Here is a 22,132-nt window from a genome sequence, read left to right as displayed (position 1 = left end):
GGTTCGCTCAAGGAGCGGCGTACTTGTGGACGATCAAGGCCGCGGGCAAAGGGTACCGCGCGAGCATGGCTCGGAAGCGCTGCCACGGCAGGTTGCTGTGGCGGCCGCGCCGCGCGAGCCACTTTCTCCAGGCCCGTACGATCTGGTTGTGATACCAACGGATCCGCCGGCCGTTGCCGGTGATGCCGTAGTAGGCGCAGTGTCCCCGGATCACCCGTGACAGACGCGTATGCTGCTCCCGGAACGGGCGGTGCAGGTTTCGCCTGAGCCACTCGTTCACGGACGCGAGCGCCCGCGCGTAACGGTCCTTGGCCGTCACCTGGGCGACGACGTTCCTGCCCTTGCGCGACTTTCCCCACACGTGGGTGAAGCCGAGGAAGTCGAACGTCGTTCCCGCTGCCCTCGGATGGCACCCTTGCGGGCGCCGGAACCGGAAATCCACGAAGCGGGTCTTGGTCGGATGGAGCGTGAGCCCGTACCGGCCGAACCGCTTGCCCAGCACGGCCAGCATCTTGATGCCGGCCGCGTGGTCCTCGAACGCCATCACCGCATCGTCGGCGTAGCGAACCAGCAGGCAACGCCCCCGCAGGTGCGGCCGCGCCACGGTCTCGAACCATCTGTCCAGCACGTAATGCAGGTAGATGTTCGAGAGCAGCGGCGAGATCACACCACCCTGGGGCGTGCCTCCCGTCGTACGGCGAAGGACGCCCTTGTCGAGCACCCCTGCCTTCAGCCATTTGTCGATCATCCTCCGGACGACGCCGTCCGTGACTCGCCGGTCGAGGAAGCTTCGCAGGTGCCCGTGGTCGATGGTGTCGAAATATTTCGATATATCGACATCCACCACCCAGCGGAGCCCCTGCTCCATGAACCCCGTGCGCAAAGCGCGCAGGGCATCATGGGCCGAGCGTCCCGGCCGGAAGCCGTACGAGCACGGCAGGAACTCCGCCTCGTAGATCGGCTCCAGCAGCAGGAGGATCGCCCGCTGCGCCACCTTGTCTTCCAACGTCGGGATGCCGAGCGGCCGCATCGACCCATCCGCCTTGGGGATGAGATGCCGACGCACCGGCGGCGCGACGTAGCGTCCGGACTTGATGCGCGCCATGAGGTCCGAAAGATTGGCCTCCAGGTTCGCCTCGTAGTCCTTGGCCGTCACACCGTCGATGCCCGGCGCGCCATCCTTGCGCGTCAGGCGATAGGCCTCGGCCATCCAGTCGAGGTCGATCAGGTGGTGCAGCGAGGTCAGCACCCGCTCGGGATGCGTCCTCGCCAGATCGGCTATCCATTGTCGTTTCGTGGACAGGTTTGTGAGACGCAGGGTTCTCTCCCGTGTTTCCCGTCAATGGTTCATCGCGCGCGGCGGCCCCCTTCCCTCCGGCGGGTCCCGGTGAGCCCGGTTCCCCGCCCTCGGCGGTACTATGAAGCCGCTACGACGTCCCGCCGCACTCGGCCTTCGGCTTATGCCTTCGCCTCGGGCTTCCGCATGGTCCTGGCTTTTCGTGCTCGCCGAAGCGCTCCCGGTCGTCGCCAAGCCGGCGACCGGGCCTGGAGCCTTGTTGAGCCGGCGCTCCCATTCCGGCGGTTTCCACGCGGGTGTCGGCGGGACCTCTCAGGTTCCCAGGTGACCCATCCCGTACCTTTGCCCTGCTCCAAGACCCCGGTCGAACCGGACGGCCTGACCATGACGGCCGTCCCGGTGCTGCCCCCGCACCCAACACGGCGAAGGCTTCGACGCTTTCATGATCTCGAGGCTTACGGCAGGGCTTCAGTACCCGCTGTATACGCTTCACGAGCGGCGTTGCCGCCGCCCATGCAAGACTCGCTTCCGGCTGGCGGGCTCCGCCTCTACCGGGAGGGTGTCGAACCCTCTGGATCACGATGAAAGGTTTCAGGTCACATCCGTCCTCCTTTCCAGGGCTTACCCTGACGCAAGCTGGGCCCACGCGCGCAGGAAATTCTTCGAGCTGGCCGACATCGAGGCCGCGGCGCGCCGGCGGGCCCGCAAGAAGGTAGCGGTGATCGCGCCCCTGGCACTCGAAGCCGTGCGGCGCATGGACGAGCTGTTCGCCATCGAGCGCGAGGTGAACCGCTGTCCCGCAGCCGAGCGGCTGGCGGTGAGGGGTGAGCGCTCCGCGCCCATCGTGACGGCTCTGGAAGGTTGGATGCGCACCGAGCGCGCCCGCCTGCCGCGCGGCTCCGAGGTGGCCCGGGCCATGGACTACATGCTGGACCGCTGGCCGTCCTTTGCCCGCTTCCTCGACGACGGGCGCGTGTGCCTCAGCAACAACGCGGCCGAGAGGGCCCTGCGCGGCTTGGCCCTGGGCAGAAAAGCGTGGCTGTTCGCCGGCTCGGATCGCGGCGGACAGAGGGCGGCCTTCTTCAACAGCCTGATCGTGACCGCGAAGCTGAACGACGTCGACCCGCAGGCCTGGCTGGCCGACGTGCTCGGCCGCATCGCGTCTCACCCGGCCCAGCGCCTCGCCGAGTTGCTGCCGTGGAACTGGAAGCCGACCTCGGCCGCCTTGGCGAGCCTCGACGCCGCAGCCTGACCCCGACGCTCAGCCCCGGGCCTTCCCGACCCGCGATCACGCCGCGACGAAACCCGCAAGCACCGTTTCTGCGGCCCTCGCCGTAGGCGTACCTCTCGACGTGCGGCATGGGTTGTTCTCGCGCGTCGTGCCATTAGGTCGCTGACGCCTGCGGGTCGAGGTCGACCACAAGCACGTCCTCACCCGCGAGCCAGAACGCGGCGGTGTTCAGCGGCGATCAAGGTGAGACTTCGCGTCAATCAGGATGAGGCTCGCCGCTGTGCCGTTCCGTGAGGGAGAGCGAAGCTCGACCGAAGGGAACGGCACAGCGGAGACGGCCCTCTTCGGGGCCGGGATGGTGATCGCGACAGGCCGGCAGTGAGGCGCCCTTCCTCGTCTGGAAGGGAGGTCCTCGTGCCCGGCCGCCACGTGACCGATCACCAGATGAGGCTCTTCATGCAACACCGTCAGACCGACACCGTGGCCGTCGCGGCCGCCAAGGCCTCGATGAGCAAGGCCACCGCGCATCGGATCGCCAAGAGGGCGCGCCTGCCCTCCACCAGCAAGGCGCCCCGCGGCCGCCGGCGGCCGGATCCGCTCGGCGAAGTCTTCGATGCCGTGGTGGTGCCCATGCTGCAGGCCGCCCCCGGGCTGCGCCCGATCGCGGTATTCGAGGAGGTGATGCGCCGCCACCCCGAACTCGGCACCGGCATCCGCCGCACCCTGGAGCGCCGCATCCGCGCCTGGCGCGCCGTGAACGGGCCCGAGCAGGACGTCATCTTCCGCCAGACCCACGAGCCGGGCCGCTCCGGCCTGTCCGACTTCACCGACATGGCCGATCTCGGCGTCACTGTCGCGGGCGTGGCGCTGGAGCACCGCCTGTACCACTTCCGGCTGGCCTACTCGGGCTTCGAGCACGCCCACGTCATCCTGGGCGGCGAAAGCTTCGTGGCCCTGGCCGAGGGGCTCCAGAACGCCCTGTGGCTGCTCGGCGGCGCGCCGCTCCAGCACCGCACCGACAGCCTGTCGGCGGCCTTCCGCAACCTCGACGGCGACGCGCAGGCGGATCTCACGGCGCGCTACGAGGCGCTGTGCGCCCACTACGGCATGGAGCCCACGCGCAACAACCCCGGCGTGGCGCACGAGAACGGCGCGGTGGAGAGTTCACACGGCCACCTCAAGCGCGCGCTCGCCGACGCCCTGCTGCTGCGCGCCTCGGCCGACTTCCCCGACCTTGCGGCCTACCGGGCCTTCGTGGACGGCATCGTCGGGCTCCGCAATGCCCGGAACGCCAAGCGCATCGAGGCGGAGCGGCCCCACCTCAAGCGCCTGCCCGACCGCCGGACCTGCGACTACGAGGACGTGACGGTGCGCGTCACCTCTTCGGGCGGCTTCCGCCTGCGCAAGGTGTTCTACTCGGTGCCCTCGCGCCTGATCGGCCACAGGCTGCGGGTGCGGCTCTACGACGACCGGCTCGACGTGTTCGTCGGCGGCACGCACGTCACCACGCTGACGCGCGGGCGCCCGCGGCCGGACGGGCGCGACGACAGCGTCGTCAGCTACCACCACGTGATCCACGCGCTGCGGCGCAAGCCGATGGCCCTGCTCGGCCTCGTCTACCGCGACCAGCTGTTCCCGCGCGAGGCCTATCGGCACGCCTTCGACGCGCTGCTGGCGGCCCGGCCGGAGCGAGAAGCCTGCCGCACCACCGTGGCCCTGCTGGCCCTGGCCCACGAGCGCGGTTGCGAGGCCGAACTGGCGAGCCGCCTGGCCGAGATCCGTGAAGCCGGCCTGCTGCCCGACATCGACGAGCTGCGGGCCCGCTTCGGCCCCGACCCGTCCTCGGTTCCGCGCGTCACTGTCGCGCTCGCGTCCCTGGCGAGCTACGAGTGCCTGCTCGGCCCGGCCGCCGTGGGAGAGGCCGCATGAGCGCGCCCTCGACCATCGACGCCGGCCGCCTCGGCATCATGCTGAACGAGCTGCGCCTGCCGAGCATGAAGGCGATGTGGGCGGACTTCGCGGCCCGCGCCGACAAGGAGGGCTGGCCGGCGGCCCGCTTCCTGGGCACCCTGGCCGAGCACGAACTGGCGGAGCGCGACCGCCGGCGCATCGAGCGACACCTCGTCGAGGCGCGCCTGCCGCCCGGCAAGACGCTCGACAGCTTCGACTTCGACGCCGTGCCGATGATCTCCAAGGCGCAGGTGAGCGCGGTGGCGGCGGGCGACGCCTGGCTGAAGACCGGGGCCAACCTTCTGCTGTTCGGCCCGCCCGGCGGCGGCAAGAGCCATCTCGCGGCGGCGATCGGCCTGGCCCTGGTGGAGAGCGGCTGGAAGGTGCTGTTCACCCGCACCACCGACCTCGTGCAGAAGCTGCAGGTGGCACGGCGCGATCTCGGCCTCGAAGCGGCGATCAACAAGCTCGACCGGTTCGACCTGCTCATCCTCGACGACTTCGCCTACGTCACCAAGGATCAGGCCGAAACCAGTGTATTGTTCGAGTTGATCGGCGCGCGTTACGAGCGTCGGTCCATGTTGATCACCGCCAACCAGCCCTTCGGCGAGTGGAACAAGGTATTTCCTGACCCGACCATGACGCTCGCCGCAGTGGACAGGCTCGTCCATCATGCCACCATCTTCGAGATGAACGTCGAAAGCTACCGTCGGCGTGTCGCGTTGGAGCGCAAGCGCGGTCCGGGACGACCGCCGACCCGCGCGACAATCAAGACCTCAGCTGATTGACGCGCCGCGACACACCCCCCGAAACAGCTTGAACTACGGCGACAAACACCGCCATGATGACCACCGCCGCGACACGATCAGTCTCATCCAGATTGGGCTCTTCCGCACTTTCGGTGCAGCCCAGGCGTCACTCTGATTGCAAGGTGACGGCGACAACCTATCTTTGATGGTGTCCAAGCGTCTTCTGCCCCTCATTCCCGCCGGCCTCGTCGTCGACCGTGTCGTCACGGGTCCCGAGCGCGTCATCGTCACCACGCACCCGAGTGCTACCCGGGCAGCCTGCCCAGCTTGCGGGCGGTCTTCGTCCCGGACACACTCGCATTACACCCGCACTCTCGCCGACCTGCCTCACCAGGGGCGGCCCGTCGCCATCCATGTGCGGGCGCGGCGCTTCCGCTGCACCACGGTCGACTGTCCGCGCCGGGTTTTTGCTGAGCGGCTGCCCTTGGTCGCCGCTCCTCGTGCGCGGCGGTCACAACGCCTCGGCGACATCCAGCGCTACATCGGTCTGGCCGTCGGCGGCGAGCCGGGATCGCGCCTGGCCCACCGTCTCGCGATGCCGGTGAGCGGCGACACGCTGCTGCGGCTGATCCGCAGCGCCCGTTGGGAGGCGCCCGAAGCGCTGCGCGTGATCGGCATCGACGAGTGGGCCTGGAAGCGCGGCCAGACCTACGGCACCATCCTATGTGATCTCGAGAAGGGCGCGTGCTGGACCTCCTGCCCGACCGCGAGGCCGGCACCGTGTCGGCGTGGCTGAAGCGACATCCGGGCGTGGCGGTCATCGCGCGCGACCGCGCCACGGTCTTCGCCCGGGCCATTCGGGACGGCGCTCCCCGGGCCACGCAGGCGGCCGACCGCTGGCACCTGCTCCACAACCTCGGTGACGCGCTCCGGGCCGCCGTGGGCCGGCATCGCGGCGCCGTGTCGGCCGCGGGCGGCATCGAGCGAAGCAGGCCCGAGCAACCGGGTCTGCACAAGGTGCCGGTGTGCCATCCAGGCATCGACGAGTTGAGGAACGAGCGCCGACAGGCCCGCGCCGAGAGCTATGCCGCGATCAGCAAGCTGCAGGCCGACGGCATGCCCCCGCGCCGGATCGCCCGTGAAGTCGGCATGAGCCAGCGCGCCGTCGAGCGATGGCTGGCAGCCGGGGGCGAGCCGGAGCATCGCCGGCCTCCGGTGGCGAGCCTCGTCGATCCGTTCCGCCCCTATCTCGACCGCCGCTGGCGCGAGGGTTGCCGGAACACGAGGCAGCTATGGCGGGAGATCGTGGCCGACGGCTACAAGGGCAGCTTCGCGACGCTCGCCCGCTGGGCGGCCCCGCTCCGGAGCGCCGACCCGTTTGGCAGCTCCGAAACCGCTGCGATGCCGTCCGCCGCGCCCCGGCCGTCGCGGCGGCGGTGCGCATGGCTGCTCGGGTGCGAGCGCGACGACCTGACGGCGGCCGAGCGATCGTACGTGGAGCGCTTGACGGCGGCTGAACCCGCGCTGGCGACCGCCTCCATCCTGGCGCGGAGGTTTGCGGCCCTGGTTCGGGGCGGCGATGCGTCGGGCCTCGACGCCTGGATCGCGTCAGCGACCGAGAGCGACCTGAGCGGGCTGGCGACGGGGGTGGCGCGCGACAAGGCGGCCGTGGCGGCCGCCATCACCGGGCCCTGGAGCACGAGCCCGGTCGAGGGACACATCAACCGACTGAAGACGCTCAAGCGCTCCATGTACGGCCGCGCCGGCTACGATGTTCTCCGAGCCAGAATGCTGGCCGCGTGAAGAACGAGGCATCGCCGCCAATGCGATAACCCGCTCCGCCTGCACCGAAAGTGCGGAAGAGCCCCAGATTGCCGCGCTACACGGCGGCGAGGTGCAGCGCCAGCGTGGTATTACCGCACCCGCCCTTCTGGTTCACAAGTGCGATCGTTCGCATGGTGGCTCCCTCGCATGGCCCAATGATCGCGTGGCGTCATGGGTGCATGTGAACATGCGCGAGTGGCCTGGGGCTGGAGCCCGGCGCCGTCAACCTCGGCGAGGGTGCCGAAGTCAGCTCACATGCGAGCATGCCCGCATGTGAGGGTGCGAACCTGTTGTCACGCCGCGGTGAGGTGCGGGCCGATGACCTTGGCAAGTTCGAACATCGTAATCCGCTCGGCGCCGAAGATGGGCCGCAGCGTGGCGTCCGCGATGATCCCGCGCTTGTCGGCCGGGTCCTGCAGGTCATGGGCGCGGATGTAGTCCCACAGACCCGATCGGGGACGAGGGGGAGCGCCGATACATTCGCCGCGGGGTCGAATGGCTGCGGACGTCCACGTTCACCGCGCAGTGGACGCCCGAGGCCGAGGCTCGGCGGCGGGAGATCATCGAGGCGCATGACCGCTGGTGCGCAGAGCGCCATGAGGTCAACGTCCGCACGGGGTTCGCCGCAGCGGATCAAGCCAGGCGCGGGGCGGTCGTGGTCCTGCGCGAGATCGAGCGGGAGATCGCAGAGACGCCGGCCCGCACGCTGCCGGGGTTACGGGCGAACTCCTCATGGGTGGCGGACCACGTCGCCACCGACCCCTATGCCGACGACGACCTCGGCGAGGCGTTCGCGCGTGAGGTGGCGGCGTTCGGCGGGAAAGCGTCGTGAGCCGCGCCCTGCCCACGAGCAAAAGGGCCGAAGCAGCGCTCCGACCCTTCACCTTCGACGATCGTCCTTCGATCAGCGGCGCCAGTACATCCGTGGTCGCCGCGACTGGAAGGACGATCTCAACGTCACTCGGCCTGGAGCTTGTCCGCAGACATCTTGCCGGACCTGGTGTCCTTGGTCAGCTCGAAGCTGAGCTTCTGACCTTCCGACAGGTTGGTCATGCCGGCCCGCTCGACAGCGGAGATGTGCACGAACACGTCCTGATTACCATCGTCGGGCTGGATGAAGCCGAAACCTTTGGTGGCGTTGAACCACTTTACTGTGCCGTTAGCCATGATGAACTCCTGTTCCCATGCGTAGATGATCGCTCGAACGCAGATGCGTCGAGCGAGGTGATATCGAGAGTACTAGGGAGAGGTCATCAGCGTGTACGGGGTGCTGGGGCATCACCGCACGATGGCTTAAACGAACAGCCTAAGATCGATGATTTAGACTTGGGCCCCATTCGACCGGAAGTCAAGGGAGTTGCACTTCATTCCCGCGACGTCCTCGTAGGAGCGGTGTGGTGGGTCGCTCTGGCGTCCTGCCTCGTATGGTGGGCGCCCAGCCTCGTCCTAATGGCCGCACGGCTGTTGCTCGAAAGACTGCGGGTCGCGGCGGTGATGCACCTCGGCCGCGCTCTGGTAGTGGCCGGGCACTCCGGGGGCCGCGTCGCGGATCTACGCGGCCGAGCTCCGGCGGGCCGAGCGGCGCATGCGGGCGATCACGGGGCGACGAACGTGCCCCCCGCCCGTCGATCAACCGAGCGACAGGGCGTAGGCGACGATCAATGCGGCGAGCAGGAGCGTGCACATCAACAGGGCGACGAGGATACCGTCCGCGTCGCGCCACTAGCGCGGCGGTTGTTCGGGCGTCCTGTCCGGCGGGACCCGCATCAGCATGTCGGGAGCGTAGCAGGATCGGTGCCGGGGCCACGGAGGGCCATGCGTTTCGCGCAGTCTCGTGTGGGTATACCTCAACGGGGCATGGCGTCTCGCTGGGGCATCGTTTAGCTTCCGAGACGGACGGACTTTGGCTCGGTCAGATTGCGGCTCCAGCCGGTTCGGTTTGGGTACACCTCAAGCGAACTACCGGGATCGTCGATGACTGCCCGACGTGGCCACGTCGTCGTAGCAACGAGCTATATCTCAGAAAGCTTAAAAGCTGACCAATCATAGATACCTAAAGATCGGTCTATCTGCCACAATCAAAGGTGACACAGAGATCGCCACCACAGAGTTGAGCAAGGGCGCACCATCGTCCTGCTCGACTATGACTTCGATTGCCGCGTTGCGGCAACCACGGGCAATCTCGTCAGTCGCCATGCGCATGGCACTATACACACCGGCAGCGAGCGCCGCCTCCGCGCTGTCATGCTCGGCCTCGTCGTCGCGAGCGTAAAACTCCGAGTTGCGAAGTTGGATGGAGAACAGCGGCATAGGCTCGGCCTCATGCGAGGCGCAAGCTATGAGCTCACAGCCGCCAGCGCCCCGGACATCGAGCCGACGATGACCTCTCGTACCACGATGTGAACAGAAAACAATATCTCCAGTTAATGTTATAGGAATGCAGCATCATCCCTGCTTCTGTAACCGCCGATGCAGATATCCTTCGTCGAACCCTGAAAATTTGGTCAGCGCCGCCGCATCTCGAATGTGCAGGACCCCTCGTTGCAACGCGATGGCTCCCGATTGACGCAGCTCCTGAAGCACCCTGTTGATGTGCACGGTGCTCATCCCAAGTGCGTCCGCTAGGATCTGCTGAGAGAGGGGCAATTCCATGCCGTCCTGGCCCGCTACGCCGGTGCGCACGGCGCGGATATGGAGTTCGAGTAGCAGGTGCGCTGCCCGCTCGGCGCTGCTGCGCCGGCCGAGGCTGACGATCCAGGCACGCAACGTGCTCTCGTCGACGAGCTGCGCGATGTACATGGCCCGAGCTATACCGGAATGAGCATCCATCATCTCGTCCATGACCTGACGCGAGATCGTTGCAACCTGAGCGGATGTGGCTGTTTGGATGCTGTGATCCATGGTCGCCAACATGCCGACGTTGAGATCGCAGGCATCGCCCGGCATCATGAAGGCCATGATCTGACGCGATCCGTTAGGGAGCACCTTGTAGCGAAAAGCCCACCCCTCCAGCATGACGAACACAGGGCCGGGCTGATCGCCCTCGCGGATGAGATCCTGACGCGGTTTGTAGTCGCGAGGATTGCTGGTCACCCGCGCAAGCGTCTTGCATTCTTTGTCGGTGAGTTCGACGAACTCACGAAGCTTGACCACGAAACGGTTCACCATGGTACGGTTCTACACGGCAACCTTTGCTCCTGATATTGCCGCACGATAATATCTTCAGTTTATGTGGATCAACCCGTCACGCTCGTACTGCGGTCAGCATGCGGCCGGCAAAAATCTATGACACCTATTTAGGCGCTGCACCGAACCCAGAAAATAAGGAATTCAACTGTGAGATGGCTCCGTTTAGGTATGCCTCAAGCGAACCGTTTCGGCGTGAGTCTACCATACCGGCGCTTGACAAACCAAAACAGACTTTTCATAGTAGACCACCTTAAATGGAGCGGTGGTCCATGTTCGTGCGCGCTTACCTCCGAGCCTCGACCGCCGAGCAGGATGCGCATCGCGCCCGGGCCTGCCTCGATGCCTTTGCGGAGGACCACGGTCTGGCCATCGCGACTCGCTACGTCGAGAACGAGAACGGGGCGAAGCTGGCGCGGCCGGAGCTGTTCCGCCTGCTGGCCGACTGCCATCCCGGCGACGTGCTCCTGATCGAGCAGGTCGACCGGCTGTCGCGCCTCACCGAGCCCGACTGGCGCCAGCTGCGGGCCGAGATCGAAGCCAAGCAGCTCCGCATCGTCGCCCTCGACCTGCCGACGTCGTGGACCGTCACCGCCCCGGCCGACCACTTCACGGCCCGCATGCTAGCCGCCGTGAACGCCATGCTGCTCGACGTCCTGGCCGCGGTCGCGCGCAAGGACTACGAGGACCGCCGCCGGCGGCACACCGAGGGTACCGCCAAGGCGAAGGCGGCCGGCACCTACAAGGGCCGGCGCGAGAATGCGGCCCGAAACGAGGGCATCGCCACCATGCTGCGGACTGGCTCATCCTGGCAGCAGATCCAGGACACCTTCCGCTGCAGCAAGGGCACGATCGCGAAGGTGAGGAAGCGCCTGAACGCCACCATGGAGGACCGGCCTGCCGCCGATGTGTCGCACAATTCCTAAGTTCTGCGACACCGCCCCGAGCCGGGGCCACGTCGAGGAGAGAGGGTGTCGCAAAAGTCTGTCGTGAAAGGGAAGCGTTTCGCAACGTGTTCTGCGACAGGCCTCTCCTCTCGCGGCCGCCGAGCCCTCATCGGATCAGTTCGACCACAACCCCTGCAGCCTCAGCGATGAGCGGCCAGCGCCGCTCCGCAGTGAGGACGGGCCGGCCTTCACGCTTGGCCAGGGCCAAGCAGCAGCGGTCGCCGAGCGACAGGCGTACGCCTACGCCGAGGGCCGCGGAAATGGCGCTTGCGGGTTTCGCAGCGCCGTGATTGCGGGTCGGGGAGGCCTGGGTCAGGCCGCGGCGTCGAGGCTCGGCGTTTCGGTCGGGATGGGCCGCCAGTTCCACGGCAGCAGCTCTCCGAGGCTCTGGGCCGGGTGGGACGCGATGCGGCCGAGCACGTCGGCCAGCCAGGCCTGCGGGTCGACGTCGTTCAGCTTGGCGGTCACGATCAGGCTGTTGAAGAACGCCGCCCGCTGGCCGCCGCGATCCGAGCCGGCGAACAGCCACGCCTTGCGGCCGAGGGCCAAGCCGCGCAGGGCCCGCTCCGAGGCATTGTTCGTCATGCACACGCGCCCGTCGTCGAGGAAGCGGGCGAAGGACGGCCAGCGCTCCAGCATGTAGTCCATCGCCTTCGCTACCTCGGAGCCCCGCGGCACGCGGGCGCGCTCGGTGCGCATCCAGCCCTCCAAGGCCGTCACGATGGGCGCGGAGCGTTCGCGTCTCACGGCCAGCCGCTCGGCTGCAGGACGGCCGTTCACCTCGCGCTCGATGGCGAATAGCTCGTCCATGCGTCGCACGGCTTCGAGCGCCAGCGGCGCGATCACCGCCACCTTCTTCCTGGCCCTCTGGCGCGCCGCGGCCTCGATGTCGGCGATCTCGAAGAATTTGCGCCGCGCGTGAGCCCAGCACGCGGCCTCGGTGATCGGCGCAGGCTTGCGCCCGCCCTCGTAGAGCCTGCCATAGCCCCCGTAGGCGTCGGCTTGCAGCACCCCGGTCCAGTTCGCCAGATGCGCCTGTGGGTGCTCGCCCCGGCGGTCGGGCGAGAAGTGGAACAGGGCCGCCGGGGGATCGGCGCCGCCGAAGGGCCGGTCGTCGCGCACGTAGACCCACACGCGGCCCGTGCTGGTCTTGCCCTTGGCCAGCACCGGCACTGTGGTGTCGTCGCCGTGCAGGCGCCCCGCCGTCATGACGTGGGCCGCGATGAGCCGGAACAGCGGCTCCAACACCGCCGCGCAGGCGCCCACCTGACCGGCCAGCGTCGACAGGCTGGGGGGAACGCCTTCGCGGGCGTAGCGCTCGGCCTGCCGGTTCAGCGGCTGGTGCTGGCCGTACTTCTCGAACAGCACCATGGCGAGCAGGCTCGGCCCAGCCCATGCGCGCGGCACGGCGTGGAAGGGCGCGGGCGGCTGGGTGATGCTCTCGCAGGCGCGGCAGGAGAAGCGTTCGCGCACGGTCTGGATCACGGTCCAGCTCCGCGGCACCACCTCCAGCGTCTCGGTGACGTCCTCGCCCAGCTTCGACAGGCGCGTATCCCCGCAGCACGGGCAGGCGCCCGGGCCCGGCACCACGACGCGCACGCGCGGCAGGTGGGCCGGGAAAGGCTGGCGCGAAGGCTTGCGACGCTCCGTCGGCGCCGGCATCGCGGCCTTGGCGGCGGCCTTCTCGGCCGCGAGGGCGTCGGCGGCCGCCGAGGCCTCGAGCTCCTCGAGTTGCAGCTCGTACTGGTCGATGAGGCGCTGCGTGCGCTCCGAGCGCTGGCCGTAGAGGGTCCGGTTGAGCCTGGCGATCTCCAGCCGCAGGTGGGCGATCAGCGCCGCGTCGCCCGACAGCTGCGCCTTCACCGCGGCCGCCTCGGCCTCGGCGCGATCGGCTGCGGCCCGGGCCTCATCGGCGCGCTCCGTGGCCTGGTCGGCTCGGAGTTCGGCGGCCACCAGGGCTGCGCGCAGCGCCTCGACGTCGATCTTTTCGGACTTGGGCCGCTTCGCCATGAGCAGATCCGATCACAGATCTTCAGGTAACGCCAGATCGATGGGCATCGATAGTGTTGATAACAGTCCAGGGCTCATCCTGCCCGGCTCGGCCGCCAAGTCTGCTGTGGGTGGCGCCAGTCTATCCCTTCGAGTAAGTATCCAAGCTGCGCGGGAGATATGGTCACGCTGTCGCCCGCCATGGACGGCCACACGAACCGGCCCCGTTCCAGGCGCTTGGCGTAGAGCGACAGGCCGAGCCCGTCGTGCCACAGGCACTTGATCAGGTCGCCGCGCCGGCCCCGGAACACATACAGGTCGCCCGCGAACGGATCGCGCTTGAGGCCTTCCTGCACCAGCAGCGTTAGGCCGTTCATGCCGCGACGCATGTCGGTGTGGCCGGCCGCGATCCACACCCGGGCGGCGGACGGGACCGGGATCATCGCCGGTCCAGCACGTCGAGCACGCGGGCGAGCGCTTCCGCGTCCACGGCGCCGTCCACCACCACGCGACGCCCCCGCCCCACCTCGATCACCATGCGGCCCTGCACGGCCTGCCGCGGCCTCCTCCGGCGTGGCGCCGGCTCGCTCTTCGCCGCCGGCTCGGGCACCAGGACGGCGGGCACAAAGGCCGGAGCCGGCTCGGGAGCGACACGCTCGACTTTCAACGCTCGGCGCCATGCCATCAACTGCGACCGCGTGATGCCGTGACGACGCGCCGTCGCCGACACCAGCCGCGGCGCCTCCAGGCACTCCGTCACGATGCGGAGCTTCTCCTCCTCCGACCAGCGACGGCGGCGCCCGATCTCGATGACCTCGAGACGTTCAGGCAGGAGACTGTGCGTATGGCTGTCCATACGCGCAGTCTCGATCGTCGACGGCCCCTCTCACAAGGCGGCCCTCGCCGCAGGCATACGCTGCCACCTCGGGTGTTCGACAACAAAGCGCTGGTGTGGCCAGGGATGGAGGATGCGCGGCTTGGGAGCCAGTCGTCGGCGATCCTGGCGACCCGAGTTCACCAGGTCCTGACTTCGCTCAAAACGATATTCGGCTTGGCGCAACAGTGCAGCTGACTTCCGCGGTCCGAGACAGCCCCATTTCACGCCGACCCCATCGGACGCGTCAGCGACGGCGCGCAGCCTGGGAGGGGCTGGCAGATACAGCGGGTAACGCTGCCCGGCCCCCAAGACGATCCCGGCTTCGTCATCGCCCCGAGTGCAGCCGGCCTCTCTCCAGGGCGATCGCTACCTCCCCGTCTCCATTCCCGTCCTCGCCGTTGAAGATCGCGAGGTGCCTCGCCAAAACCCCGTGGACGATCATACGGCTTCGATACGAGCTCAGACCGATATGGTCCTGCCGATCGTCAGCATGGCCTGCACCTCGCCCACCGGCACGGGACGGCTGAATAGGTAGCCCTGGATCTCGTCACAGCCGTCCCGGCGCAGTTGCTCCAGCTGTCGCTCGGTCTCGACCCCCTCGGCCGTGACCCGCATGCCGAGGCTGCGCCCGAGCTGCACCATCGTGCGCACCAGCGTCCCGGCCTCGCTCCGCGTTTCCAGGTCGCGCACGAAGGACTGGTCGATCTTGATCTTGTCGAACGGGAAGCTCAGCAGATAGCTCAGCGACGAGTAGCCCGTGCCGAAGTCGTCCATAGCGATGCGCACGCCCAGGCGCCGCAGCGCGTGCAGGGCCTCCTTCGTCGCGTCCGCCTCCGACAGCAGCGCCGTTTCCGTGATCTCGAGCTCCAGGCGGCTCGGCTCCAGCCCGGAGGTCGCGAGGGCGCCCTCGACGGCCCGCACAAGCCGGCCTTGTGCGAACTGAGCCGAGGACACATTCACCGCCACCTTGACGTGTGGCGGCCAGGAGCTGGCGTCGAGGCAGGCTTGACGCAGCACCCACTCGCCCAGAGGCACGATCAGCCCGATCGCCTCGGCGACGGGGATGAACTCCGCCGGCGACACCAGCCCGCGCGACGGATGGCGCCAGCGCACCAACGCCTCACAGCCGCCGAAACGGTCGAGCGCGAGATCGTGGAGCGGCTGATAGTGGACCTCGAACTCCGCATCGACGAGGGCGCGGCGCAGATCCACCTCGAGCGCGCTGCGCGCCTGCAGGCGCGCATCCATCTCGGGCTCGAAGCAGCGCCACACGCCGCGGCCGTCCGCCTTGGCCCGGTACAGGGCCGCGTCGGCATTGCGCGTGAGAGCGAGGAAGGAGGAGCCGTCCCGGGGCGCAACGGCGATGCCGATGCTCACCCCGGCCGACACAGGCCTGCCGCCGACGTCGAACGGCGGACGCAGCACCTCGACGATGCGCTTCGCCAGCACGACGGCATCCTCGTCGCGCGCCACCCCGCACTGCAGGATCGCGAACTCGTCGCCGCCGAACCGGCACACGGTGTCGACCTCGCGTGCGCAGGCCTCGAGCCGGTCAGCGACGCCCCGCAGCAGCGCGTCGCCGGCCGCGTGGCCCAGCGTGTCGTTGATCTGCTTGAATCGGTCGAGGTCCAGGTACAGCACTGCGAAGCCCTCGCCCCGGCCGAGGCGTTTCACCGCCTCCTCGCCCCGCTCGGCGAAGACGGTGCGGTTCGGCAGCCGCGTCAGCGCGTCGTGGCGGGCCAAGAAGGTGATCTGACGCTCGGCCGCGAGGCGCTCCGTGATGTCCTCGTAGGTGGCCACCCAGCCTCCGTCGGCCGTGCCCCGATGCGCGATGGCGATCGTGCGGCCGTCGCTCAACTCCTCCAGTACGGCGCCCCCGCCGCGCCGTATGGCCTCGAGCCGGCTGTCGTGCAGTTCGTCCAAGTCGCAGGGCCCGTGGTGGCCGGCGATGCTTCTCAGCCCGATCACCTCGCGGAAGCTGATGCCGGGGCGGACGTCGGCCGGGTCAAGCCGGTAGATCTCGGCGAACCGGCGGTTGACCACCACGAGGCGGCTTCGATCGTCGTAAAGGCACAGGCCCTGGGACATGTTCTCCAGCGCCGCATCGAAGCCGAGATTGGTGGCGCGGAGCCTCTCCTCCTGTCGCTTCAGAGCTGTGACGTCGCCAACCATGGCGACGAAGCCGCCGTCCTGTGTCGGGCTGCGGCTGATCCGCAGCCAGCGATCGCCGATGCGGCGCATCTCTCCGTCGTCTGGCCCGGGGATGTCGGACTCCAGCACGGCCCCGCTGCGCAGCGCGGGTGTGTCGAGCATCGCCGCCACGGCGTCCGCCGGCGTGCCGGCCCGCAGGAGTTTCGGGGAGATCTCGAGGAACGTCGCCAGTCGCTGGTTGGCCAGCACGATCGCTCCGGATGCGTCGACGACGGCGATGCCCTCGTCGGACCCCGCCAGCGCGTCGGCGAGGCGGGTCTGGGCGAACCGCCGCTGGGCGACTTCTCGCTCCATCATGCCCCGGATGTTGTCGCGCATCACCGTCATGGCGGCCAGCAGGGCGCCGAGCTCGTCGCCGTAGCCTTGCGGGATGACGCCGTCGAGCCTGCCGCCCGCGATCTCGCGGGCGGCATCGGATGCCGCCGCCACCGGGCCGACGATGCGCTTCGCCATGTAGAACACCACCAAGGCGGCGAGCAGCAGGGCCGTAGCAGTGTAGATCAGCGTGGCGCGGACATCAGAGGCCACGATGGCCCTGGCCTCGCCTCGGTAGGCGAAGCCGTCACCGGCCGTGTAGTTGACGAGCAGGTCGATCTGCTCATTCAACGCCGCGGCGTCCACGTCGAGGGCGCGCCAGTCCCGTTCCCGTCGCGACCCCGCCTCGGAGCGGGCCACGTCCCATCGCTCGACGGCCTGCCGGGCGCGCTCGCCCGCCATCATGGCGCGGGCAGACTGCGCCCGCTCGCTCGCGATCGTGATGTCCTCAAGCAGCGATGTGTGCAGAGTTCCGACTGATTGGCGCAGCCTACCCACCTCGGCGGGGTCGGTCGCCAGCGAGCAGCGAATGAAGGCGTTCTCCATCGCGGCGAAGTCGGCGGCAGCGGCACGAGCGTAGTTCACCGACATCAGGGACTGGTCGTAGGTGCGGGTCATGAGCTGACCCACCTCCTGCAGGCGCACCACCGCGAAGCTCCCGAGGGCGGCGGTGATGGCGGTCATGATCAGGAAGGCGATGAGGATCCGGGCTCTGATCGTGAGGACGAGCCGCGCTACCCTGTCGAGACTGGTGCCGTGCCGGAAGCGCCGTGCCACGGAAGCCAACCGCATATCTCTCGCCCTACGTCACGCGCCCTAGATCGATCAACCTTGAGGTGAGAGGGTAAATGTCTGATGAAGCCAGCCTCCGCGTCGCAACTGAGGCTTAACTCAGGACGGCGACGATCCCCTCGCGACTTGAAGATCGGTCAAGCGACTCCTCAACGCGCGGAGGGATGGTCCATGCAGCTTCGCACATGTCAGTTGTCGAGAACCGCATCAGCCCTACCCGTTCTGGCGGTACTTCTGACCCTCACGACCGGGGCGTCCCTGGCGGCGACGGGCATCAAGTTCGTGGTCTCCCAGCGCGGACGGGCCTTCCTGCCGGGGGCGCTGACGATCCACCGGGGCGACACGGTCGAGGTCGTCAACGACGACGGCGATCTCATGCACCACGCCTATATCGACGATCCCGACTTCTCTTTCGACTCCGGCGATCAGGAGCCGGGCGCCAAGGCCGACATCGTGTTCACTAAGGCCGGCACGTTCAACGTGCTCTGCGGCATCCACCCCAAGATGAAGCTGGCGGTGACGGTGCGGGAGTGACAGGCGCCGGACGCCGAACCGCCCGGGCGCGGATCCCGGGCGGTCGAAGGATGGGCGTGGGAGGCGTTCAGGTCAGGGTGGTGCCGAACAGCACAGCGTGGAGCTCGTAGTAGCCGAGCAGGATGACTGCGAGGGAGGCGGCGTAGCCGAGCGGCGTCCACACGATCTGCCGCACCCGGACCGGCTCGACCCGGTCGTCCGCCGCGATGGCCAACACCAGGGCGATGATGCAGGAATGGCCGATGGCGTCGATCTTGCCGAACTCCAGCACGGCGGACAGGAACATGCCGGCGAGGATCAGCGCCGAGGCGCGGCGGCAGAGCGGCGTCCAGATCAGGGCGAAGGATAGGCCGAACTCCACCGCGCCGGCCGCCTGCATGAAGAAGCTCGGGCTGAAGCCCATGGCGACGTTGGGGTGGGTGACGAAGAGCGGCGAGGTCCACTCCGGATAGGCCCACTTCTCGATGGACGCCCACATCAGCGTGACCGCGGCGGCCCAGCGGGCGATGTCGAGCGGGCGCAGGCCGAAGGGCTCCCGGCCGAGGCCCGTCAGCGCCAGATAGGCGGCGAGGCCGAGGAAGATCGGATAGTCGAGCAGGTGGAACAGGCCGTAGTCGTGCAGCGCGACCCCGTAGAGGACGACGATGCCGGCGGCCGACAGCACGAGGGTATGGCGCCACAGCAGGCAGGCGGCGATCCCGAGCTGCAGGAGCGGGATGAGCTGGGACGTCGTCTTGAGCTCGGGCGTGATGATGATGCCGCCGATGCTCCACAGGTTGACGAAGAAGAACCCCGCGACGGCCCGGATCAGGATGTCCGAGTTCCACCGGACCGGTGCCATGAAGCTGACGATGGACCGCAGCAGCGCGGTGCCGAGCGGCGTCCGCTCGATGATGCCGGCCGCGACCAGCACGAAGATCGTCAGGGCCGTCAGCTCTTCGAAGTCGAGGCACAGCACGTTCGCCAGGCCGACCGGTTGGCCGGCGACGTCGAAGGCGCAGAACCATTTCACGTGGGCGCTAGCCTCGCCAGTGCATCCCAGAACCCAGAGGGTCGAGAACAGCAGGGAAAGAGGTAACGATGGTCGACCGATGAGGCGCTGCAGCACGATCTGCTCCGCTGAATGCTGGTTAACACACATTAACCTAGAAGCCGCCGTGTTGAAGATCTTTCTGCCAGTTCGGTTAACTCCTGCGCGATGATCGTTAGCTGCGCACAGTTGGCGACAACGCGATGACGAACTGGGCAGAGCGTGTCCCTGACACCCGGTCCCGAGAGGTGTCATCATGTCCGGACATGAACCCCTACCCCGTGGGGGAAACGACGGCTCGACAGGAGCCTACCTTGAGTGGGGCCCTGCTCGTCCACGACGGCGAGACCGCCGACGGACAGCGCAATCTCGACGTCTCAGCGATGCGCACGGTACGCGATCATCACAGGTCGATTCTCATCCTCGACCATGAAGCATCTTCAACATTCCGCAACGATTGCCCATTAATTCGGCAGCAGGAAGACGCTGTACCATCAGCGCCATGGTCACCGAACCGCGTCGAGCACTCGCGCACGGCCGACCCGTTCGAGAGCCCGCTCATGATCGCTGTCGCGGAGATCGCCGTCCCCGCCTATGTGGTGGAACATCGGGGAGCGGAGGGCTACGTCTTCGCCCAGGTCAACGCGGCGGCCGTCGAGCTATGGACGGGCCGGGGTGACGCGATCACATGGCCAGGGTCGTTGTCCGAGGCCTTTCCAGAGGACATCGCCCAGCGCATCGCTGGAAGCTACGACCTCTGCCTGCGCACGGCACGCACCCTCGAGCGCGACAGCACCGTGCCGACCCCTCGCGGGGACATGACCATTCGGACGACCCTCTACCCGCTGGCAAAGGGACCGGATGGGTGGCCGAGCATTCTCGGCATCGTCACCGACGTCACCGAGGAACGTCGCATCAGAGACGAGCTCGAGCAGTCGAATGCAAGGCTCTCTCTTGCCATGGAGGCGCTCGGCGGCGCGCACTGGTTCTACGACGCCGTCCGCCGTACCTTCGATCTCGGACCCAGCTTCTCCCGTCTCCTCGGCGCGCGCTACCTGCCCGTCATGAGCATGGCCGAGTGGCTGGACGTCGTCCACCCTGACGATCGAGACGACACCTGCTTCATCGACCTGCTGAATGGCAGGGTGGCTCAGAGAACCGAGGAGTTCAGGATCGTCGACGCGCTCGGCGAGGTGCGATGGTTGAGGTGCTTTCGCCGTGCCGTCCACAACGGCCCGCTCGTGTCGGGCATCGCCGGCGTCGTGATCGACATCACGGCGGAGAAAGATCGTGAGGACCGGCTCGTCGAGCAAACGTTGACCGACCCGCTCACCGGGCTCGCCAACCGCCGCGGGCTCGAGCAGGTCCTGTCGGCCGCGATCGCAGATGCCAAGGCGCTGACCCTGCTCATGATCGACGTGGACCAGTTCAAAGCCTACAACGACAGCTACGGCCACGTCGCCGGCGATGCCGTGCTGCGCCGCGTCGGCTCCGCCATAGATGGTGTCATGTCGCCCCTGGGCGGACTGGTCGCGCGCTACGGCGGGGAGGAGTTCGTGGCCGTCGTACCGGGGCTCGGCTTCACCGAGGCCGATCGGGTCGCCGGAGAGGTGCTGCGAGCCGTCTCGGATCTGCGGGACCCGCATGCCGCGAGTCAGCACGGCGTCGTCACCATCAGCGCCGGCTGCGTCACGCGGGTGGCGGGAGAGCCAGGGCTCGATCTTCTGACCGTGGCCGATGCCGCCCTGTACCGAGCCAAGAGTGACGGTCGGAACTGCTTTCGTTGGGCACGGCTGCAGGGCGACCGGTGTGCGTCTCGGACGCCCCTTCGAAGCTCGGCAGCGTGAGGACGCCTTCTCGATCGACAGGCATGGCCAACCTGGAAGAGTTCATGCCACGGCGTGGAGGCCGACCGCTGCGGTGGGTTCACTGGACAGGGGTCGGCAGACCAGGATCGCCGACGCCCGGGCAGACCGGCGTCGAAGGTCAGATGCTCGGCGTCGCCGCGCACGGCGAACCTCAGTCAGCCCGTTCCTGAGGAGTGAACTCCAACACGAAGCGCGTGCCGGGATCGGCGTTCTGCCAGACCGGCTTGCCACCGAGCTGGCGAGCGAGGCGTGCGATCAGCTTCATGCCGAGGCTCCGCGACGTCGCTGCATCGAACTGCGCCGGCAACCCGAGGCCGTGGTCGCGAAGCTCGAAGCGGATCTCGCCCTGTTCAAGCTCCGTCACGGTCAGCGCGATGTCGCCCGGCACTCTCGGAGGCGCATATTTGATGGCGTTGGTCAACAGACCCAACTGCACCGCATCATCGGTCGGCATGAGAACTGTCAATCGGCGTTGAAATTTGACCCCCTATCGGCGTCCAATGTTGACCCCCTTGCTGCAATCTGAGGCGGTAGCGGCCGCCCGGCGAAGCGGGTCAGGGTTGCGCAGCCGGGCGGCTGCGGTGGCGTGATGCTCAGGCCGAGGCGCGGTTTTTGAAGCGCCAACTCTCGTTGCCGGTCTCGACGATCTCGCAATGGTGGGTGAGCCGGTCCAGCAGTGCGGTCGTCATCTTGGCATCGCCGAACACGTTCGGCCATTCACCGAAGGCCAGGTTGGTCGTCACGATGACGGAGGTCTGCTCGTAGAGGCGGCTGATGAGATGGAAGAGGAGTTGCCCGCCAGACTGGGCAAAGGGCAGATAGCCGAGTTCGTCGAGCACGATGAAGTCCATGCGCGACAGGTAGTCGGCCATGCGGCCGTGGCGGCCGGCGCGGCCTTCGGCTTCGAGCCGGTTCACGAGGTCGACGACGTTGAAATAGCGGCCACGGGCGCCGTTGCGGATGCAGGCTCGGGCGATCCCGATGGCGAGGTGAGTCTTGCCGGTCCCGGTGCCGCCCACCAGGACAGCGTTGCGCTGGTGAGCAAGGAACTCGCCGCCGGCGAGATCGCGCACCAGCATCTCGTTGATGAGCGTGCCTTCGAACCGGAAATCCTCGATGTCCTTGGCTAAAGGCAGCTTGGAGATGGTGATCTGATACTTGATCGAGCGCGCCTGTTTCTCGGCGATCTCGGCCTGCAGCAGATCACCGACGATGCGTTGCGGCTCGTGCTGGCGCTTCAACGCCGTGGTGATGATCTCGTCGTAGCCGGCCTTCATGCCGTAAAGCTTCAGGTCCACCATCGTGGCCAGGATTTCGGAACGTTCCATCACA

General features: G+C 67.7%; 20 protein-coding genes and 1 pseudogene. 9 read left to right on the top strand and 12 right to left on the bottom strand.

The window, feature by feature from the left end; genetic code table 11:
- Nucleotides 1–7: 7 nt before the first annotated feature.
- Entirely contained in the window at nt 8–1,249 is a 1,242-nt protein-coding gene (gene ltrA / locus L7N97_RS29130) for a group II intron reverse transcriptase/maturase (RefSeq protein ID WP_237482870.1), read from the bottom strand.
- A gap of 685 nt (nt 1,250–1,934) precedes the next feature.
- On the opposite strand from ltrA, the pseudogene tnpC (L7N97_RS29125) reads away from it, so the two are divergent.
- The 5 genes and pseudogenes from tnpC (L7N97_RS29125) to L7N97_RS29105 all read left to right on the top strand — a co-directional run.
- A pseudogene (gene tnpC, locus L7N97_RS29125) lies at nt 1,935–2,549 on the top strand (IS66 family transposase); the annotation flags it as partial.
- Nucleotides 2,550–2,942: 393 nt separating this feature from the next.
- Nucleotides 2,943–4,457 (top strand): IS21 family transposase, encoded by a 1,515-nt coding sequence (gene istA / locus L7N97_RS29120; RefSeq protein ID WP_428981072.1) that lies wholly within the window; start codon nt 2,943–2,945, stop codon nt 4,455–4,457.
- Nucleotides 4,454–5,266, top strand: a complete 813-nt coding sequence (istB, locus tag L7N97_RS29115) for an IS21-like element helper ATPase IstB (protein ID WP_237482867.1) — start codon at nt 4,454–4,456, stop codon at nt 5,264–5,266. The genes istA and istB (L7N97_RS29115) overlap by 4 nt, the downstream gene beginning before the upstream one ends.
- A 166-nt stretch (nt 5,267–5,432) precedes the next feature.
- A complete protein-coding gene (locus L7N97_RS29110) occupies nt 5,433–6,023 on the top strand; it encodes a transposase family protein (protein WP_237482865.1) in 591 nt (196 codons plus the stop codon).
- Entirely contained in the window at nt 5,972–7,030 is a 1,059-nt protein-coding gene (locus tag L7N97_RS29105; RefSeq protein ID WP_237482862.1) for an ISL3 family transposase, read from the top strand. Before L7N97_RS29110 ends, L7N97_RS29105 begins: the two co-directional genes overlap by 52 nt.
- A gap of 314 nt (nt 7,031–7,344) precedes the next feature.
- Here L7N97_RS29105 and L7N97_RS30645 read toward each other — a convergent pair whose 3' ends face one another.
- Nucleotides 7,345–7,497 carry an SWIB/MDM2 domain-containing protein gene (locus L7N97_RS30645; RefSeq protein WP_428981073.1) on the bottom strand — a complete coding sequence of 51 codons (153 nt, stop codon included), beginning with the start codon at nt 7,495–7,497 and terminating at the stop codon, nt 7,345–7,347.
- 209 nt (nt 7,498–7,706) lie between these two features.
- Between L7N97_RS30645 and L7N97_RS29100 the strand changes: the two genes are divergently transcribed.
- Nucleotides 7,707–7,883 carry a hypothetical protein gene (locus L7N97_RS29100; protein WP_237482861.1) on the top strand — a complete coding sequence of 59 codons (177 nt, stop codon included), beginning with the start codon at nt 7,707–7,709 and terminating at the stop codon, nt 7,881–7,883.
- A 125-nt stretch (nt 7,884–8,008) separates the two neighbouring features.
- Here L7N97_RS29100 and L7N97_RS29095 read toward each other — a convergent pair whose 3' ends face one another.
- From L7N97_RS29095 to L7N97_RS29085, 3 genes are all read right to left on the bottom strand, one after another.
- Nucleotides 8,009–8,218 (bottom strand): cold-shock protein, encoded by a 210-nt coding sequence (locus L7N97_RS29095; RefSeq protein ID WP_237482859.1) that lies wholly within the window; start codon nt 8,216–8,218, stop codon nt 8,009–8,011.
- Between the two features lie 876 nt (nt 8,219–9,094).
- The gene (locus tag L7N97_RS29090; protein ID WP_237482858.1) at nt 9,095–9,361 is read right to left on the bottom strand and encodes a DUF6894 family protein; all 267 of its coding nucleotides are present in this window, start codon (nt 9,359–9,361) and stop codon (nt 9,095–9,097) included.
- A gap of 135 nt (nt 9,362–9,496) precedes the next feature.
- Nucleotides 9,497–10,219: a Crp/Fnr family transcriptional regulator gene (locus tag L7N97_RS29085; protein ID WP_237482856.1), complete on the bottom strand. Its 723-nt coding sequence runs from the start codon at nt 10,217–10,219 to the stop codon at nt 9,497–9,499.
- Nucleotides 10,220–10,509: 290 nt separating this feature from the next.
- Between L7N97_RS29085 and L7N97_RS29080 the strand changes: the two genes are divergently transcribed.
- Nucleotides 10,510–11,163 carry a recombinase family protein gene (locus tag L7N97_RS29080; RefSeq protein ID WP_237482854.1) on the top strand — a complete coding sequence of 218 codons (654 nt, stop codon included), beginning with the start codon at nt 10,510–10,512 and terminating at the stop codon, nt 11,161–11,163.
- 333 nt (nt 11,164–11,496) lie between these two features.
- On the opposite strand, the gene tnpC (L7N97_RS29075) is transcribed toward L7N97_RS29080, so the two are convergent.
- The 4 genes from tnpC (L7N97_RS29075) to L7N97_RS29060 all read right to left on the bottom strand — a co-directional run bounded on the left by tnpC (L7N97_RS29075) (nt 11,497) and on the right by L7N97_RS29060 (nt 17,353).
- On the bottom strand, nt 11,497–13,194 hold the full coding sequence (gene tnpC, locus L7N97_RS29075) for an IS66 family transposase (RefSeq protein ID WP_237482852.1): 1,698 nt from the start codon (nt 13,192–13,194) through the stop codon (nt 11,497–11,499).
- Nucleotides 13,195–13,268: 74 nt separating this feature from the next.
- The gene (gene tnpB / locus L7N97_RS29070) at nt 13,269–13,616 is read right to left on the bottom strand and encodes an IS66 family insertion sequence element accessory protein TnpB (RefSeq protein ID WP_237482850.1); all 348 of its coding nucleotides are present in this window, start codon (nt 13,614–13,616) and stop codon (nt 13,269–13,271) included.
- The gene (tnpA, locus tag L7N97_RS29065) at nt 13,613–14,029 is read right to left on the bottom strand and encodes an IS66-like element accessory protein TnpA (RefSeq protein ID WP_237482848.1); all 417 of its coding nucleotides are present in this window, start codon (nt 14,027–14,029) and stop codon (nt 13,613–13,615) included. The genes tnpB and tnpA overlap by 4 nt, the downstream gene beginning before the upstream one ends.
- A gap of 480 nt (nt 14,030–14,509) precedes the next feature.
- Nucleotides 14,510–17,353, bottom strand: a complete 2,844-nt coding sequence (locus L7N97_RS29060) for an EAL domain-containing protein (RefSeq protein ID WP_237482847.1) — start codon at nt 17,351–17,353, stop codon at nt 14,510–14,512.
- A 186-nt stretch (nt 17,354–17,539) separates the two neighbouring features.
- Between L7N97_RS29060 and L7N97_RS29055 the strand changes: the two genes are divergently transcribed.
- Nucleotides 17,540–17,902: a cupredoxin domain-containing protein gene (locus L7N97_RS29055; RefSeq protein WP_237482845.1), complete on the top strand. Its 363-nt coding sequence runs from the start codon at nt 17,540–17,542 to the stop codon at nt 17,900–17,902.
- Nucleotides 17,903–17,969: 67 nt separating this feature from the next.
- Here the strand turns inward: L7N97_RS29055 and L7N97_RS29050 are convergent, their stop codons facing one another.
- Nucleotides 17,970–18,914 (bottom strand): hypothetical protein, encoded by a 945-nt coding sequence (locus L7N97_RS29050; protein ID WP_237482843.1) that lies wholly within the window; start codon nt 18,912–18,914, stop codon nt 17,970–17,972.
- A 332-nt stretch (nt 18,915–19,246) separates the two neighbouring features.
- Here L7N97_RS29050 and L7N97_RS29045 point away from each other — a divergent pair, with 332 nt between their 5' ends.
- The gene (locus L7N97_RS29045; protein ID WP_237482841.1) at nt 19,247–20,779 is read left to right on the top strand and encodes a sensor domain-containing diguanylate cyclase; all 1,533 of its coding nucleotides are present in this window, start codon (nt 19,247–19,249) and stop codon (nt 20,777–20,779) included.
- Nucleotides 20,780–20,951: 172 nt separating this feature from the next.
- Here the strand turns inward: L7N97_RS29045 and L7N97_RS29040 are convergent, their stop codons facing one another.
- Both L7N97_RS29040 and istB (L7N97_RS29035) read right to left on the bottom strand, forming a co-directional pair.
- Nucleotides 20,952–21,254 carry an ATP-binding protein gene (locus L7N97_RS29040; protein ID WP_237482833.1) on the bottom strand — a complete coding sequence of 101 codons (303 nt, stop codon included), beginning with the start codon at nt 21,252–21,254 and terminating at the stop codon, nt 20,952–20,954.
- Nucleotides 21,255–21,393: 139 nt separating this feature from the next.
- Nucleotides 21,394–22,128, bottom strand: a complete 735-nt coding sequence (gene istB / locus L7N97_RS29035) for an IS21-like element helper ATPase IstB (RefSeq protein WP_237478175.1) — start codon at nt 22,126–22,128, stop codon at nt 21,394–21,396.
- Between the last annotated feature and the right edge of the window lie 4 nt (nt 22,129–22,132).

The organism is Lichenibacterium dinghuense (assembly GCF_021730615.1).
GTDB lineage: Bacteria > Pseudomonadota > Alphaproteobacteria > Rhizobiales > Beijerinckiaceae > Lichenihabitans > Lichenihabitans dinghuensis.
Note: the sequence above shows the minus strand (reverse complement) of the source record. Positions and strands in the feature narration are given on the sequence as shown.

Coding starts and splice junctions, on each gene's coding strand:
- istB (WP_237482867.1), top strand. CDS start 4,454: ATGAGCGCGCCCTCGACCATCGACGCCGGCCGCCTCGGCATCATGCTG.
- L7N97_RS29110 (WP_237482865.1), top strand. CDS start 5,433: ATGGTGTCCAAGCGTCTTCTGCCCCTCATTCCCGCCGGCCTCGTCGTC.
- L7N97_RS29095 (WP_237482859.1), bottom strand. CDS start 8,218: ATGGCTAACGGCACAGTAAAGTGGTTCAACGCCACCAAAGGTTTCGGC.
- L7N97_RS29090 (WP_237482858.1), bottom strand. CDS start 9,361: ATGCCGCTGTTCTCCATCCAACTTCGCAACTCGGAGTTTTACGCTCGC.
- L7N97_RS29085 (WP_237482856.1), bottom strand. CDS start 10,219: ATGGTGAACCGTTTCGTGGTCAAGCTTCGTGAGTTCGTCGAACTCACC.
- L7N97_RS29080 (WP_237482854.1), top strand. CDS start 10,510: ATGTTCGTGCGCGCTTACCTCCGAGCCTCGACCGCCGAGCAGGATGCG.
- tnpC (WP_237482852.1), bottom strand. CDS start 13,194: ATGGCGAAGCGGCCCAAGTCCGAAAAGATCGACGTCGAGGCGCTGCGC.
- tnpB (WP_237482850.1), bottom strand. CDS start 13,616: ATGATCCCGGTCCCGTCCGCCGCCCGGGTGTGGATCGCGGCCGGCCAC.
- tnpA (WP_237482848.1), bottom strand. CDS start 14,029: ATGGACAGCCATACGCACAGTCTCCTGCCTGAACGTCTCGAGGTCATC.
- L7N97_RS29055 (WP_237482845.1), top strand. CDS start 17,540: ATGCAGCTTCGCACATGTCAGTTGTCGAGAACCGCATCAGCCCTACCC.
- L7N97_RS29040 (WP_237482833.1), bottom strand. CDS start 21,254: ATGCCGACCGATGATGCGGTGCAGTTGGGTCTGTTGACCAACGCCATC.
- istB (WP_237478175.1), bottom strand. CDS start 22,128: ATGGAACGTTCCGAAATCCTGGCCACGATGGTGGACCTGAAGCTTTAC.